This window comes from Roseibium algae (genome assembly GCF_037783265.1).
Classification (GTDB): domain Bacteria; phylum Pseudomonadota; class Alphaproteobacteria; order Rhizobiales; family Stappiaceae; genus Roseibium; species Roseibium algae.
In genome coordinates this window covers 74,528-88,763 of record NZ_JBAKIA010000007.1, presented here as the reverse complement: position 1 = coordinate 88,763, position 14,236 = coordinate 74,528, and the positions used below count along the sequence as shown (strand labels likewise).

The window sequence follows — 14,236 nt, the reverse complement described above, 5'->3', positions numbered from 1 at the left end:
TATCGACATGGCGGATACGGCACCTGATCGGCTGAACCGGGTTCTCAGCGACATTTACGCTGCTGAACAAGAAAATGGCGGTGTTAAAGGCGAGGCGACTCTTGTCGCTGTTTCAAAAACATTTCCGGCTGAAGACATTCAACCGGTTTTGGCCGCGGGGCAGCGGGTGTTCGGGGAAAACCGTGTTCAGGAAGCCATGGCCAAATGGCCTGGCCTTCGGGAAGACTATGAAGGTGTTGAACTGCATTTGATTGGGCCGTTGCAGTCAAATAAAGCGAAAGAGGCTGTTGCGACCTTTGATGTCATTCACACTATTGATCGCGAGAAGATTGCGAAGTCTCTGAAGCTGGAGATGGATAAGCAGGATCGAAATTTGCCTTGTTTTATTCAGGTCAATACCGGCGAGGAACCCCAGAAGGCAGGGATTGCACCGCATGATCTGGATGCCTTTGTTGCGCGTTGTCGTGATGAGATCGGACTGGAGGTTGTTGGTTTGATGTGCATTCCCCCAGTCGAAGATGCACCGGGACCGCATTTTGCGTTGCTGCAGAAGATGGCGGATCGCAATGGCCTGTCACTTCTCTCTATGGGCATGTCGTCAGATTATGAAACAGCTCTTGGATTTGGTGCGACCCATGTTCGTGTTGGTTCTGCCATTTTTGGACATCGTGATTATCCAGCTTAAAATTTCCCCTAGGTTAAAATACATGAGTGTATTTTGATATTGTGCAATCCATGCCTCATTTCGGACAAAACCGATTGAAAGCGACACTGAATTGTTCTCCATGTGACCGTAGGGGCATCATGAACACGATAAGATCACAGGACTTACACGGATCAGTCACTTCGCTGGCCTGATTTGATAGCAGAGTTTGGAGTGTTCCGCATCGTCAGGTCAGTCGACTTGAGGGTGGCGGGATGAAAACCTAAACCTGTTAGTGGGAGTCAAATCCATGACTAAACGTCTTACAGCAACGCTCGTTTTCGGTACCTTGATCGCGTCTGGTGCAGCACTTGCCCAAGGAGTGACATTCGAAGCAGTGGACGGAAATCAGGATGGTTTCGTGACCTTCTCCGAGCTTTCTGCGGCGGTGCCATCAGCGACGGAAGAGGTCTTCAACGGTGCGGATGCCAATCAGGATTTGATGTTGAGCCCTGATGAGTTCTCCGCAATGAGCCTTTAACGGTTCTCTAGGAGAACTGCCTCTCTTCAGGTGAATGTGCCTGAAAATGGGCTGTTTTAACAAAAGGACTTGCCGACCGGACGCGGTCGGCAAGTCCTTTTGTTTTTAGCTCTCGCTCCAGAAGTCTGGCGTTAGGATGACAAGACCTGCGATGATCTCAAGGCGACCGAGGATCATCTGGATCGACAGGAGCCATTTGACGATGTCTGGCAGGGATTGAAACGTACCCGAGGGGCCGATGATCGGACCAACTCCTGGCCCAACATTTGCCAGGGCCGTGATGGAACCGCTGAAGGCTGTCAGAAGGTCCAATCCCAGACAGGCGTATGCCAGTCCAAAAAGGGCAAAGGTTCCCGCATAAAGGACTGCGAAAACCAGAACACCTTCAATGACGGAGGTATTGACCGGCTTTCCGCCGTAGCGTGTCGGACTTATCCGGTTCGGATGGATCATCCGCCTTAGCAGCGACAGGATGAAACTCAGGAGCAGGGCAATCCGGAACATCTTGAAGCCGCCTGCGGTTGATCCGCTGCAGCCGCCCAAAAACGTCAGCATGAAGAATATGCATATGACGAGAGTGCCCCATTCCAGATAATCTGTTGCCGCATAGCCTGTTGTCGTGATCACCGAGACGACATGAAACACAGACAGTGTAAAGAGATGAAATGGGGTGTCGTGTTGTGCCCATCGTTGGCTCAGGAAAATGACAAAACTGGCAACCACGACAATAATTACGAGATAAGTAATTTGCTGCCGGTCATCGGAAATCTTGCCTTCAAAGCTTTTGATTAAAAACAGGAACGGTATGCTGGACGCCAGCATGAAAACGATGGAAACCCAATAAACTGCTGTTCCGCCGAACTGCCCGAATGAGCTGTCTGATGTCGAATATCCTCCGGTGGAGACCGTCGTCAGGGAGTGGTTGATGGCCTGAAACAGGCTCATGCCGCACAGCAGATACAAAGTGGTACAGGCGAAGGTGAGCCCACCATAAAGGGTCAGCAGTCGCAGCAGAAAGGGTTCAATACGGCCGTAGGGCTTTGTCGTGTTTTCAGAAGATTCCAGAGCAAACAGCTGGCTTCCACCAACCCGCAGGCCCGGCAACAGCCATATACCGATGACCACGATGCCTATGCCACCAATCCATTGCAGTAGGGATCTCCAAAGCAATATCCCGGGTGGCAGGTGGTCCAGACCTGTCAAAATGGTAGAGCCTGTTGTGGTCAAGCCCGAGGCTGACTCAAAAAAAGCGTCTGTAAAGCTTATGCCAAGGCCGCTTGCGTAGAGCGGGAGAGCTCCGGCTAAACAGAATGCGGCCCAGGATGCATTCACCAATAGAAAGAGTTCACGCCGCCGCAGAGTGAGGTTTTGTCCGGAAAGGGCAACAGATGTAAGCGCACCTATGCCACCCACAATGAGGGCGGAGGCCAAAAAGACCTTCCAGTCCGGATTCTGGGCGAGCAAATCGGCGCTTGCCGGTATGAGCATGAAGGCGGCTATGAGGATCATAAGCCTGCCTATAGGAAGCGCAACAGCGCGATAGTTCATGTCCCGGTGTCCTGTTCCGCAGCCAAAAGCCAGTTCCTGGCTCCGTCTGGTGCGGTATTCGAGGTCAACGTATATCTGCTCAACATAGCGCTAATACAAGAGCGCATCTAAGTTCAACTGCATAGATGGTATCACAGTAAATCAGCGCTTATCCTTGACTCACTGGCCAGCTTGAGTCATTTAAGCATCCGACTCCATATGAGTGACGACATTTCGAGCCGCCGACCGGGACCCGTAAAGGTGTAAAGAGTTCCCGGAGGTCATCACCCGACAGCGCGATGCGCCCTCGGGTGATTTTCTGCTTTGCGTGTTGGTCTGTCATTTCCATATGGTCGGGTGCTTATCCCGGAACTGCAACGAAGGACTTTTTTATGTTCGAAAGCCTGTCCGATCGACTGAGCGGAATTTTCGACAAGCTAACCGGCCGCGGTGCGCTGTCGGAAAACGACGTCAATGAAGCGCTGCGTGAAATTCGCCGTGCGCTTATTGAGGCTGACGTTGCATTGCCTGTCGTACGCTCCTTTACGGATAAGGTTCGCAATCGTGCTGTTGGCGCTGAAGTGGTCAAGTCGGTCACGCCAGGCCAGATGGTCGTCAAGATCGTCCATGATCAACTCGTTGAAATGCTGGGTGCAGAAAGCCAGGGCGTCGATCTTAATGCTGCAGCACCTGTGACCATCATGATGGTTGGTCTGCAGGGCTCTGGTAAGACCACAACGACTTCCAAGATTGCCCGGCGTTTGACCCAGCGTGATAAACGCAAGGTGTTGATGGCCTCGCTGGATACACGCCGACCCGCGGCGCAGGAACAGCTGAAGGTTCTCGGCGAACAGAACGACGTTGATACGCTCCCGATTGTCGAAGGTCAGGGACCGGTTGACATCGCCAAACGCGCCATGACGGCTGCGAAGCTTGGCGGTTATGACGTGGTTTTGCTTGATACGGCAGGCCGTACCCACATCGACGAGCCGTTGATGGTGGAAATGGCCGATGTCAAATCAGCGACACAGCCTCATGAAATCCTGCTGGTCGCTGATGCGCTAACCGGTCAGGATGCAGTTAATCTGGCCAAGAATTTTGACGAACGGGTCGGGATTACGGGTATTGCCCTGACCCGTATGGATGGTGATGGTCGCGGCGGTGCTGCGCTCTCCATGCATGCGGTGACTGGCAAGCCCGTGAAGCTGGTTGGTACCGGTGAAAAATCCGATGCGTTGGAAGACTTCCATCCCAAGCGAATTGCTGATCGTATTCTCGGCATGGGCGATATCGTATCGCTGGTCGAAAAAGCTGCTGAAGCCATTGATGCTGAAAAAGCTGCCGAAATGGCGCGCAGGATGCAGAAGGGTCACTTCGACCTGAATGATCTGGCCGAGCAGCTTAAGCAGATGGAAAAACTGGGCGGCATGTCCGGCATGATGGGCATGCTTCCAGGTGTCGGAAAGATGAAGAAGCAGATCGAAGCTTCGAACATCGATGACAAGATGTTCAAGCGTCAGGTCGCTATCATCCAGTCGATGACCAAGATTGAAAAGCGCAAACCCGAGCTTTTGAAAGCTAGCCGCAAGAAGCGCATTGCCGCTGGTGCTGGTGTTGGTGTTGCCGAAGTCAACAAGCTTTTGAAAATGCACCGCCAGATGGCGGACATGATGAAGCAGATGGGCAAGAAAAAGGGCATGCTCGGCAAAATGATGGGCGGCCTGACTGGCGGCATGGGCGGAATGCCAAATGTCGATCCCAAACAGCTTGAAGAAATGTCCAAGTCCGGACAGCTGCCTGGTGGCATGGAGTTGCCGAAGGGCCTTCCAGGCGGTTTTCCAACGGGCATGGGCGGCGGAATGCCGGGTCTTCCCGGCCTTGGAGGTCCCAAAATGCCAGGTGGCCTCGGAAGCCTGCCAGGCTTTGGCAAGGGGAAAAAGAAATGAGCATGAGTGATGCTGAAGGCCAGTTGGGTCAAACCGCTGCTATTGAGGAACTTAAAGCGTTGAGATCCTCAATCGACAACATTGATGCCTCGCTCCTTTACATGCTCGCAGAACGTTTCAAATGCACCCAGAAAGTGGGTGTTCTGAAAGCTACGAATGACCTGCCGGCGGCTGACCCGGCACGGGAGAAAGTTCAGATCGAACGCCTGCGAAAGCTCGCTGATGATGCAAATCTCGATCCTGATTTTGCTGAAAAATTCCTGAACTTCATCGTGAAGGAAGTCATTCGGCACCATGAAGCTATTGCCGCTGAAGCCGGCAAATAAACAAACTGGAGAATTGAAGTATGGCTACTAAAATCCGTCTTGCACGTGGTGGTTCCAAGAAGCGTCCTTATTACCGTATCGTTGTTGCTGACGTTCGTGCACCACGTGATGGTCGCTTTATCGAAAAGATCGGCTCCTACAACCCTATGCTGCCGAAAGATTCTGAAGACCGCGTACAGCTGAATGTTGAGCGCATTCAGTATTGGCTCGACACAGGCGCACAGCCTACGGACCGTGTTCTTCGTTTTCTTGATGCTGCTGGCCTGATGAAGCGTGAACCACGCAATAATCCAAATAAAGCGAAGCTTGGTCAGAAGGCACAGGAGCGCTTGGACGAGAAGAAGCAGGCTGAAGAAGATGCAGCAGCTGCTGCCGCTGAAGCTGCTGCTGAATAAGATGCACAAGAGTTTGCGCCAAGTGGCGATGAGGATGGCACCACACCATGGGTGATGTCGACAAAGACATGGTCCTCATGGCCCGCATTGGCGCGGCTCATGGCATTCGCGGGGAAGTGCGGGTCAAGCCATTTGGCGATGACCCGCTGTCCTTCACCGATTATGGGATTTTGACCACCAAGGACGGCTTACGGTCGTTTGAAGTGGTAAGGGCGCGCGTGCAAAAAACGGTCGCAGTGACCCAATTCAAGGGTATTTCGGACCGTAATCAGGCCGAAGCATTGAATGGCTTGGATCTATACGTGCCACGCGATCAGTTGCCGGAAACTGAAGAAGACGAGTTCTACTATTCCGATTTGACCGACTTGCCTGTTCAGGACATGAGTGGGCGAGAACTTGGAAAAGTGATCTCGGTGCAGGATTTCGGTGCTGGAGACCTTTTGGAAGTCCGACCGCTGCTCGGCAAGACGTTCTATATCCCGTTCACCAAAGCGATTGTGCCTGTCATTGATCTGGACGCGGGCATGGTAACGGTCGACCTGCCAGAAGATTATTTTTCCGAAGAGCGTTTGGACGAAACTCCAGACTGACATGGCTCCAGCCCCATACTCTGATAGTCAAATTCTACCGGTTGACTGCGGACAGCTTGACGCTTTTCAGAGCGCATGAGAGCAATTGCAGCCACGACCAGTGCGACACCTATGCCGTTGGCAAAAGCATCTGGCAGCGACGCTTCATGATGTGGCAGAAACGCTTGAGCGCCCTCTCCGAGTAATCCAAGCGAGAATGCGACGATTGCAGATATTCTCAAACGACAGCAAAACAGCGAGTGGATTGAAAGCGTGAGAAGCGCGTAAAATCCCACATGAAGAATCTTGTCGTAGGGAGCAACTACACCGGTGTTAAAAACCAGCCCTGCCAGCAGGCCGAAGGTCAGTAAGGCAATGAGTGGCAAAAGCCTGTTGAGCGATATATCTAGGTAATGCTGGTTAACACGCGTCTGAATGAACTTCGGTAATTTTAGACGCAAACGTGGCAAAATCTTTATCCCTGATAATCTTCACAAGCATCTTCTGTGTTGAATATTAACGGGGTGCTACGAAAGGCATTCTGATCATCAGAACTTTGTAAAAACAAAATTCAGAGTTAACAAAACGTAGGGGCCGCCTCTGATGCTGGGTTCTGGTCTTCCATTTAACGAAAGGAAATTCATGACTTTCAAGGCGAGCATACTGACGCTTTATCCGGATATGTTTCCCGGGCCCTTGGGGCAAAGTCTGTCAGGGCGCGCTCTGAATAATGGGCTGTGGGAGCTTGAAGCGCGGCAAATTCGCGACTCAGCAACTGACAAGCACCGCTCAGTGGATGATACGCCGTCCGGCGGGGGCGCGGGCATGGTTTTGCGAGCTGACATCATTGGCAAGGCTATTGATGCTGCAGCGCCTTCAGATGATCCGCGTCCAAGGATCCTGATGAGCCCGCGCGGCAAGCCATTTACTCAGGCAAAAGCCCATGAGTTGGCTGAGGGGCCTGGCGCTATTATCGTCTGTGGTCGGTTTGAAGGCGTCGATCAGCGTGTGATTGATGGGCGGAACCTCGAGGAAGTTTCCATCGGTGATTATATCCTTTCTGGCGGTGAAATCGGTGCGATCACCCTGCTTGATGCGATTGTTCGTCTTATACCCGGTGTTATGGGCAATATGGAAAGTGCGGATACGGAGAGCTTTGAAGCCGGGCTTTTGGAGCATCCGCAATATACGCGTCCAGCTGAATTTGAAGGCCGGACAATTCCGGGTGTACTGACGTCGGGCAATCACAAGAAGATTGCCGAATGGCAGCTAGAACAGGCTGAAAGGTTGACAGAGGCGCGGCGTCCGGATCTATGGGCGCGATATTTGAAGGGCTGATCTTCAAATATCGCATGACAAAGCCTTGGTCTTCCTGTATCACGCGCGATGACTAGATCGGATAGGGAGCCTCCGTGCCTTTTGGTATGGCTTGTTCCTGGTGAATGCCAATTCGGTCCGCAGAAATGTCAACATGGCCAGAAGTGGTGAATTCGCCCTGCTTTTTTAAGTTTGGCGCTCTGACCTCTTTGCTAATTTAAAAGGAAAACAATGCCATGAACCTTATTGCTCAGCTCGACGCCGAAGAAATGGCGAAGATTGAATCCAAGCGTACGCTGCCAGAATTTTCTCCTGGCGATACCGTTAAGGTCAACGTTCGCGTTACAGAGGGTACTCGTACCCGTACACAGGCTTACGAAGGCGTCTGCATCGCCCGTTCCGGTGGCGGCATCAACGAGAGCTTCACTGTTCGTAAGATTTCTTATGGTGAAGGCGTGGAACGTGTGTTCCCAATCTTCTCCCCAATGCTTGAAGGCGTTGAAGTGATCCGCCGCGGTAAAGTACGCCGCGCGAAGCTTTATTACCTGCGCGACCGTCGCGGTAAGTCTGCTCGTATTATTGAAGCTACAAATGCACGTGCAAGACGTCTTAATGATGCGACCCGTGCTGATATTGCGGCTGTCAAGGTGGCTAAGGCTGCTGAAAAGCAGGCTGAAAAAGACGCAGCTACTGCTTCTGCTGCTGAATAAGACCTGTGTTGCTGGCTTAAGGGTCGGCAGCTTATTGAATTTTAAGAGGCGGGCCATTGAGCCCGCCTTTTTTATGCTGAAGCAGATCCTTTGGCCCGGCGCATGTCGTTTCACGCTCACTTGACAAAACCTCAAGTCAAGACGCTTGACCTTCGCGCCTGTGATGGGCCATTGAATTGCTGGAGATTTGGAAGACTGGGCGCTGCCTGCGTTTTCCGAGATGTCAGGGACGGTCCAGCCAAATTCCGCAGCGTGTGACGCATCGTTGTGAGAAAAAGAAAAAGGCCCGCCCAGGTTTCAGGAGAGTACTCATGACCAAAGCCAGGACGCTTTACGATAAAATCTGGGATGACCATCTGGTCGACATGCAGGACGATGGAACCGGCCTGCTATATATTGACCGTCATCTTGTGCATGAAGTTACCAGCCCGCAGGCTTTTGAAGGCCTTCGCATGACAGGTCGCACTGTGCGCCAGCCGAGCAAGACGTTGGCTGTTGTTGACCACAATGTTCCAACCACTGACCGCAGCCTTCCGAACCCGGATCCGCAGAGCGTTACGCAGATCGAAGCGCTGGCTGAAAACACGCGCGAATTCGGTATCGAATACTACGATGCTTACGACAAGCGCCAGGGTGTGGTTCACATTGTTGGGCCTGAGCAAGGTTTCACACTGCCGGGTATGACAATCGTCTGCGGTGACAGCCACACATCCACCCATGGCGCTTTTGGCGCTCTGGCGCATGGGATTGGCACTTCCGAAGTAGAGCATGTTCTGGCAACGCAGACGCTGATCCAGAAAAAAGCCAAGAACATGCTGGTCCAGGTGGACGGTGTTTTGCCTGAAGGCGTGACCGCCAAGGACATTATCCTGGCAATCATCGGTGAGATCGGTACTGCCGGTGGCACCGGCTATGTCATCGAATATGCTGGTGAGGCTATTCGCAGCCTGTCGATGGAAGGTCGTATGACCATCTGCAACATGTCGATTGAGGGTGGCGCTCGCGCCGGTTTGATCGCACCGGATGACACGACGTTCGAATATATCGAAGGCCGCCCCAAGGCGCCGAAGGGCGAAGCCTGGGACATGGCAGTTGAGTATTGGAAAAGCCTGCATACCGATGAAGGTGCGCATTTCGACAAGGTTATCACGCTGAATGCTGCCGATCTGCCGCCAATTGTCACTTGGGGGTCTTCACCTGAGGATGTGATTTCGGTTACGGGCACTGTGCCAAATCCTGACGATATTCCGGAAGAAAACACACGGAAGTCCAAGTGGCGTGCGCTGGAATATATGGATTTGAAGCCTGGCACGAAGATGGTCGATATCCCGGTTGACCGGGTGTTCATCGGGTCTTGTACCAATGGGCGTATCGAGGATTTCCGCGCCGCCGCTGAAGTTATCGGCGACCGTAAGGTTCATGACGGTGTGTCTGCCATGGTGGTCCCTGGCTCTGGACTGGTCAAGGCACAGGCCGAGGCTGAAGGTCTCGACAAAATCTTCAAGGATGCCGGGTTTGAGTGGCGCGAGCCAGGGTGCTCCATGTGTCTTGCGATGAATGCAGATAAATTGAAGCCGGGTGAACGCTGCGCCTCCACGTCCAATCGTAACTTTGAGGGCCGTCAGGGCTTCAAGGGGCGGACGCATCTTGTGTCTCCGGCCATGGCTGCGGCGGCGGCTATCGCAGGTCACTTCGTTGATATTCGCGAATGGCCTAAAGCCTGATTCGCCGCATAATTCATGATTTCTGCGGGCGTCCTTTGGGCGCCCGTTTTTATTTGTGTGCAAGTTGTAAGATCATTGCTTTGCGGGCTTCGGCAATTTCCAATTTAAGTCAAAAGGTTAAGCATTATTAACGCCGTGGTTTCATCACCAGTCGGCAAATATCCAACAGGCGCATTGCAGGCTTCACAAGAGTGTCACCAGCGCTCTACAATACTCTTGTCTTATGAAGACTGATCTTGTCGCCCGAATGACCGGATGGCAGGCTATTCAGCAGGCATGAGGAGCGGAAGGTGACGATTGCGGTTTCGTCGGGCGCTCACCCGGCATTGGTGCTCAATGCGGATTACCGGCCCCTGAGCTATTATCCTTTGTCTCTCTGGTCATGGCAGGACACCGTCAAGGCTGTCTTTCTGGACCGGGTCAATATCGTGCACGAATATGATACCACTGTTCGAAGCCCAAACCTTGAGTTCAAGCTTCCCAGCGTTGTTTGCCTCAAGACTTTCGTAAAACCCAGCCGTTTCCCGCCTTTTACCCGTTTCAACCTCTTCCTGCGCGACAGGTTCCAGTGCCAATATTGTGGCACAAAGGAAGAGCTGACTTTCGACCACCTCATTCCACGGTCCAAGGGCGGTCAGACCACATGGGAAAACGTGATTACTGCTTGTTCGCCTTGTAATTTGAAGAAGGCCAACAAGTCCTGTGAGCAGCTGAACATGTGGCCGATGCATATGCCTTTTCAGCCAACGATCCAAGATCTGCACAGCAATGGCCGTGGTTTTCCGCCTAACTATCTGCACGAGAGCTGGCTGGATTTCCTCTATTGGGATACGGAGCTGGAACCGTAAGCTGTCTTTTGTGTCAGTTGAGCATTGGGGTCACGTCAATATTTCCATATTCCTCGGAATTATTCCTAAGATTTTACGAAACAGAAAGCTCACCCTTGTAATGGTTTCCTAGGATTATTCTGGAGACCGGTTTCATGCTCATGGCTTTGGCCTGCCGTTTCAAGCTCATTTGCCGCAAGTTCAGAAACGATGTAGCGGGCGCAGTCCTGCCTATCTTTGCGCTGATGTCCGTTCTGATTCTTGTGATTGCCGGATCCGGTATCGATTATGCGCGCGCTGTTAACGCAAAGCAGGTGATGGCGAATGCAATGGATGCAGCGTCACTGGCCGTCGCCAGTCAATTGTCGACAACAGTCATGGATGATGACGAAATCAGTAAGATGCTCAAAGAGGTTTTTGAAGCCAATTTGAGTTCATTGAACTTGAAAAAATTGGCTGTTACCAATCTGGAATTTGCTGTCGATCCAAATGAAGGTTTGATCAAGGTCAGTTCAACCATCTCCGTTCCAACTTATTTTATCGGTATTGGCGGCATTGGCCCCGATCATCTTGATGTCGATGTGAATTCGGAGGTGACGTATTCAAAGTTTGATGTGGAATTGACCTTGGTTCTGGATGTGACGGGGTCGATGGGCAAAGATGAGAATGATATAAAAGCCCTCCGAAAGGCCTCTTCAGATTTGGTGAATGTTTTACTTCCGGAGGATATTCCAGAGTCTGACAGCAAAGTGAGGATCTCGGTTGTGCCTTATAGCCAAGGAGTTAACTTGGGATCTGATGCGGCTTTGGTTTCCAACGGCACTGCCGAGGACAATTGCGTTACCGAGCGAGGTGGAGACGGACAATTCAAGGACTTACCATATAATTATGGATCGGATGTTGAAGGTGACGATCCCACCGTTACAACTTTCTTTGGTGGAGGCGATACAAAATGTCCACCAGTAAATCCATTGATGCCTCTGACTTCGGATCGTGATGATTTGCTTGAGGCTATCAAAAAGCTACAAGCTGATAACGGTACTGCTGGGCAGGTTGGGATCGCCTGGGGGTGGTATACCTTGTCGCCCGACTGGACGAATTTATGGCCCTCGGACAGCGACCCTGCACCCTATAGTGATGATGATGTCTTGAAATTCGCTGTAATTATGACTGATGGTGATTTCAATGAACATTATGATTATGTCGAAGATACTAACCCTTGGACGCAAGACTGTACCAATGGACACTATGAAACCGAAGAGTATTCGTATTGGTCATGGCGCTACCGACGTATGGTGAAAGGAACGAAGCAGGTCTGGGTTGAGGATTGTGTTTCAAGATATTATTGGGATGAAACCTACTTGTGGAAATCGACTTATGATGACCCTCCTGCGGTCCGAGCACGCGCTATTTGTGATGCCATGAAGGAAAAAGAAATTGAAATTTTTTCAATTTATTTCGACACAGGAATTGTTGGTTATGGTCCGAAGTTAATGGATTATTGTGCAAGTGATGAAGATAATTACTATGAAGCAACCTCTCCTGAGAATTTAATTGAGGCTTTTGGAAACATCGCCAAGAAAATTCAAGCGATTTATTTGTCGAAGTAGTTTTGTAGAGGTTCGTTTCCAAATCCGTGCAGCGATAATCGAGCAGTTTGGAACTCTACCTAAAATTAAAGGCGCGTCGTGGGACGCGCCTTTTGTGGTTTTGGGTATTCAGATAGCTCTAGCGGACCATCCATCAACCCCGGTTCTGACGGTTGTCGATCAGGTCGTCGACGACGGCTGGGTCGGCTAAGGTTGAGGTGTCGCCCAGATTGTCGAAGCTGTCCTCTGCGATTTTGCGCAGGATGCGGCGCATGATCTTGCCGGAGCGGGTTTTTGGCAGACCCGGCGAGAACTGGATCAGGTCTGGCGAAGCAATCGGGCCGATTTCAGAGCGGACGTGTGTTACCAGTTCTTTTTTCAGCGCATCGGTTGGTTCTTCGCCCTCCATCAGGGTGACATAAGCGTAGATGCCCTGGCCCTTGATGTCGTGGGGATATCCGACGACTGCGGCTTCAGAGACCTTTGGATGGGCCACCAGAGCGCTTTCGACCTCTGCTGTGCCCATGCGGTGTCCTGACACGTTGATGACGTCGTCGACCCGGCCTGTGATCCAGTAATAGCCGTCTTCGTCGCGGCGGCAGCCATCGCCTGTGAAGTAAAGGCCCTTGTAGGTGGCGAAATAGGTTTGCACGAACCGCTCGTGATCGCCGTAGACCGAGCGCATCTGGCCGGGCCAGCTGTCGGTGATCACCAGATTGCCTTCTACTGCGCCGTCGAGGAACTTGCCGTCCGCATCGACAATGGCTGGCTGGACGCCGAAGAATGGCCGTGTTGCGGATCCCGGCTTCAGAGCCGTTGCGCCAGGTAGTGGTGTGATCAGGATGCCGCCGGTTTCTGTTTGCCACCAGGTGTCTACAATCGGGCAGCGTTGATCGCCAATGACATTATAGTACCAGTTCCAGGCTTCCGGATTGATCGGTTCGCCGACAGAGCCGAGCAGGCGCAGGGATTTGCGTGACGTCTTGGTGACATGTTCATCGCCAGCTCCCATGAGGGCCCGGATCGCTGTTGGTGCTGTGTAGAAAATGTTGACGCTGTGCTTGTCGCACACATCCCAGAAGCGGCTTGGGCTCGGGTACGTCGGGACGCCTTCAAACATCAGCGTGGTCGCGCCATTGGCCAGCGGGCCATAGACGATGTAGCTGTGGCCAGTGACCCAGCCCACATCCGCCGTACACCAATAGACGTCACCTTCGTGATAATCAAAGACGTATTCATGGGTCATTGATGCGTAAACGAGATAGCCGCCGGTGGTGTGTAATACGCCCTTTGGTTGGCCTGTCGAACCGGACGTGTAGAGGATGAACAGAGGGTCTTCCGCATTCATCTCCACAGGCTCGCAATGATCGGAGACCCGATCAGCTTCCTCGTGGTACCAGACATCACGGCCACTGGTCATGGTGATATCACCGCCGGTGCGCTTGACCACAATCACGCTGTCGACGGGAGACTTCTCAACGGCTTTGTCGACGTTGGCCTTTAGCGGGACCTTACGACCGCCGCGCAGGCCCTCATCGGCTGTGATGATGCATTTGCTGGTGCAGCCTTCAATACGCTGGGCCAGGCTGTCCGGCGAGAACCCACCGAAGACGATGGAATGAACTGCGCCAATCCGTGCGCAAGCGAGCATTGCATAGGCTGCTTCCGGGATCATCGGCATGTAGAGCGTGACGCGATCGCCTTTCTTGACGCCCTGTGCATGCAGGACATTGGCGAAAACGTTCACCTCATGATGAAGCTGCTTGTAGGTGATCACCTTGCTCTCAGAAGGATCATCGCCTTCCCAGATAATGGCTGGCTGATCACCGCGAGTTTCAAGATGCCTGTCGACGCAGTTGGCAGAGACGTTCAACGTGCCGTCCTCGAACCACTTGATGTCCACGTTGTGGTAGTCGTAGGAGGTGTTTTTTACCTTGGTATAAGGCTTGATCCAGTCGATCCGCTTGCCATGCTCACCCCAAAAGCCGTCGGGGTTTTCAACCGACTGCTGATACATTTCTAGGTATTTTGAATTGTCTACATGAGCGTGGGCCGCGACCTCTGCAGGCACGGGAAAAATACTATCCGACATCTGATTACCTCCCAGACACCAGTTTGAGCT

At 52.3% G+C, this 14,236-nt stretch carries 14 protein-coding genes; 11 read left to right on the top strand and 3 right to left on the bottom strand.

The window, feature by feature from the left end:
* Nucleotides 1–7: 7 nt before the first annotated feature.
* A complete protein-coding gene (locus V6575_RS12610; protein ID WP_340274748.1) occupies nt 8–685 on the top strand; it encodes a YggS family pyridoxal phosphate-dependent enzyme in 678 nt (225 codons plus the stop codon).
* Between the two features lie 268 nt (nt 686–953).
* A complete protein-coding gene (locus V6575_RS12605; protein ID WP_340274746.1) occupies nt 954–1,184 on the top strand; it encodes an EF-hand domain-containing protein in 231 nt (76 codons plus the stop codon).
* Between the two features lie 105 nt (nt 1,185–1,289).
* Here V6575_RS12605 and V6575_RS12600 read toward each other — a convergent pair whose 3' ends face one another.
* Nucleotides 1,290–2,732: a TrkH family potassium uptake protein gene (locus tag V6575_RS12600; RefSeq protein WP_340274744.1), complete on the bottom strand. Its 1,443-nt coding sequence runs from the start codon at nt 2,730–2,732 to the stop codon at nt 1,290–1,292.
* Between the two features lie 371 nt (nt 2,733–3,103).
* Between V6575_RS12600 and ffh the strand changes: the two genes are divergently transcribed.
* The 4 genes from ffh to rimM are packed head-to-tail and all read left to right on the top strand — an operon-like array spanning nt 3,104 to nt 5,968.
* Complete coding sequence (gene ffh, locus V6575_RS12595) at nt 3,104–4,657, top strand: signal recognition particle protein (RefSeq protein ID WP_340274742.1); 1,554 nt, start codon at nt 3,104–3,106, stop codon at nt 4,655–4,657.
* A 2-nt stretch (nt 4,658–4,659) separates the two neighbouring features.
* Nucleotides 4,660–4,983 carry a chorismate mutase gene (locus V6575_RS12590; RefSeq protein WP_340274911.1) on the top strand — a complete coding sequence of 108 codons (324 nt, stop codon included), beginning with the start codon at nt 4,660–4,662 and terminating at the stop codon, nt 4,981–4,983.
* A 20-nt stretch (nt 4,984–5,003) separates the two neighbouring features.
* Nucleotides 5,004–5,378: a 30S ribosomal protein S16 gene (rpsP, locus tag V6575_RS12585; protein ID WP_340274740.1), complete on the top strand. Its 375-nt coding sequence runs from the start codon at nt 5,004–5,006 to the stop codon at nt 5,376–5,378.
* A gap of 47 nt (nt 5,379–5,425) precedes the next feature.
* Nucleotides 5,426–5,968: a ribosome maturation factor RimM gene (gene rimM / locus V6575_RS12580; RefSeq protein ID WP_340274738.1), complete on the top strand. Its 543-nt coding sequence runs from the start codon at nt 5,426–5,428 to the stop codon at nt 5,966–5,968.
* Here rimM and V6575_RS12575 read toward each other — a convergent pair.
* Nucleotides 5,929–6,417 (bottom strand): VanZ family protein, encoded by a 489-nt coding sequence (locus V6575_RS12575; RefSeq protein WP_340274736.1) that lies wholly within the window; start codon nt 6,415–6,417, stop codon nt 5,929–5,931. The two genes, rimM and V6575_RS12575, sit on opposite strands and share 40 nt — an antisense overlap.
* Before the next feature lie 172 nt (nt 6,418–6,589).
* Here V6575_RS12575 and trmD point away from each other — a divergent pair, with 172 nt between their 5' ends.
* The 5 genes from trmD (at nt 6,590) to V6575_RS12550 (ending at nt 12,135) form a co-directional block, all read left to right on the top strand.
* Entirely contained in the window at nt 6,590–7,285 is a 696-nt protein-coding gene (gene trmD / locus V6575_RS12570; RefSeq protein WP_340274734.1) for a tRNA (guanosine(37)-N1)-methyltransferase TrmD, read from the top strand.
* A gap of 215 nt (nt 7,286–7,500) precedes the next feature.
* Nucleotides 7,501–7,974, top strand: coding sequence for a 50S ribosomal protein L19 (rplS, locus tag V6575_RS12565; RefSeq protein ID WP_340274732.1), 474 nt, complete (start codon nt 7,501–7,503; stop codon nt 7,972–7,974).
* 311 nt (nt 7,975–8,285) lie between these two features.
* Complete coding sequence (gene leuC / locus V6575_RS12560) at nt 8,286–9,698, top strand: 3-isopropylmalate dehydratase large subunit (protein WP_340274730.1); 1,413 nt, start codon at nt 8,286–8,288, stop codon at nt 9,696–9,698.
* 290 nt (nt 9,699–9,988) lie between these two features.
* Nucleotides 9,989–10,546 (top strand): HNH endonuclease, encoded by a 558-nt coding sequence (locus tag V6575_RS12555; RefSeq protein ID WP_340274728.1) that lies wholly within the window; start codon nt 9,989–9,991, stop codon nt 10,544–10,546.
* A gap of 134 nt (nt 10,547–10,680) precedes the next feature.
* Nucleotides 10,681–12,135: a pilus assembly protein TadG-related protein gene (locus V6575_RS12550; RefSeq protein ID WP_340274726.1), complete on the top strand. Its 1,455-nt coding sequence runs from the start codon at nt 10,681–10,683 to the stop codon at nt 12,133–12,135.
* 133 nt (nt 12,136–12,268) lie between these two features.
* Here the strand turns inward: V6575_RS12550 and acs are convergent, their stop codons facing one another.
* The gene (acs, locus tag V6575_RS12545; RefSeq protein ID WP_340274724.1) at nt 12,269–14,206 is read right to left on the bottom strand and encodes an acetate--CoA ligase; all 1,938 of its coding nucleotides are present in this window, start codon (nt 14,204–14,206) and stop codon (nt 12,269–12,271) included.
* Nucleotides 14,207–14,236 lie beyond the last annotated feature (30 nt).

What these genes read in the sequence shown, in the direction of transcription:
- V6575_RS12610 (WP_340274748.1), top strand. Translation starts at nt 8, where the DNA reads ATGGCGGATACGGCACCTGATCGGCTGAACCGGGTTCTCAGCGACATT.
- V6575_RS12605 (WP_340274746.1), top strand. Translation starts at nt 954, where the DNA reads ATGACTAAACGTCTTACAGCAACGCTCGTTTTCGGTACCTTGATCGCG.
- V6575_RS12600 (WP_340274744.1), bottom strand. Translation starts at nt 2,732, where the DNA reads ATGAACTATCGCGCTGTTGCGCTTCCTATAGGCAGGCTTATGATCCTC.
- ffh (WP_340274742.1), top strand. Translation starts at nt 3,104, where the DNA reads ATGTTCGAAAGCCTGTCCGATCGACTGAGCGGAATTTTCGACAAGCTA.
- V6575_RS12590 (WP_340274911.1), top strand. Translation starts at nt 4,660, where the DNA reads ATGAGTGATGCTGAAGGCCAGTTGGGTCAAACCGCTGCTATTGAGGAA.
- rpsP (WP_340274740.1), top strand. Translation starts at nt 5,004, where the DNA reads ATGGCTACTAAAATCCGTCTTGCACGTGGTGGTTCCAAGAAGCGTCCT.
- rimM (WP_340274738.1), top strand. Translation starts at nt 5,426, where the DNA reads ATGGGTGATGTCGACAAAGACATGGTCCTCATGGCCCGCATTGGCGCG.
- trmD (WP_340274734.1), top strand. Translation starts at nt 6,590, where the DNA reads ATGACTTTCAAGGCGAGCATACTGACGCTTTATCCGGATATGTTTCCC.
- rplS (WP_340274732.1), top strand. Translation starts at nt 7,501, where the DNA reads ATGAACCTTATTGCTCAGCTCGACGCCGAAGAAATGGCGAAGATTGAA.
- leuC (WP_340274730.1), top strand. Translation starts at nt 8,286, where the DNA reads ATGACCAAAGCCAGGACGCTTTACGATAAAATCTGGGATGACCATCTG.
- V6575_RS12550 (WP_340274726.1), top strand. Translation starts at nt 10,681, where the DNA reads ATGCTCATGGCTTTGGCCTGCCGTTTCAAGCTCATTTGCCGCAAGTTC.
- acs (WP_340274724.1), bottom strand. Translation starts at nt 14,206, where the DNA reads ATGTCGGATAGTATTTTTCCCGTGCCTGCAGAGGTCGCGGCCCACGCT.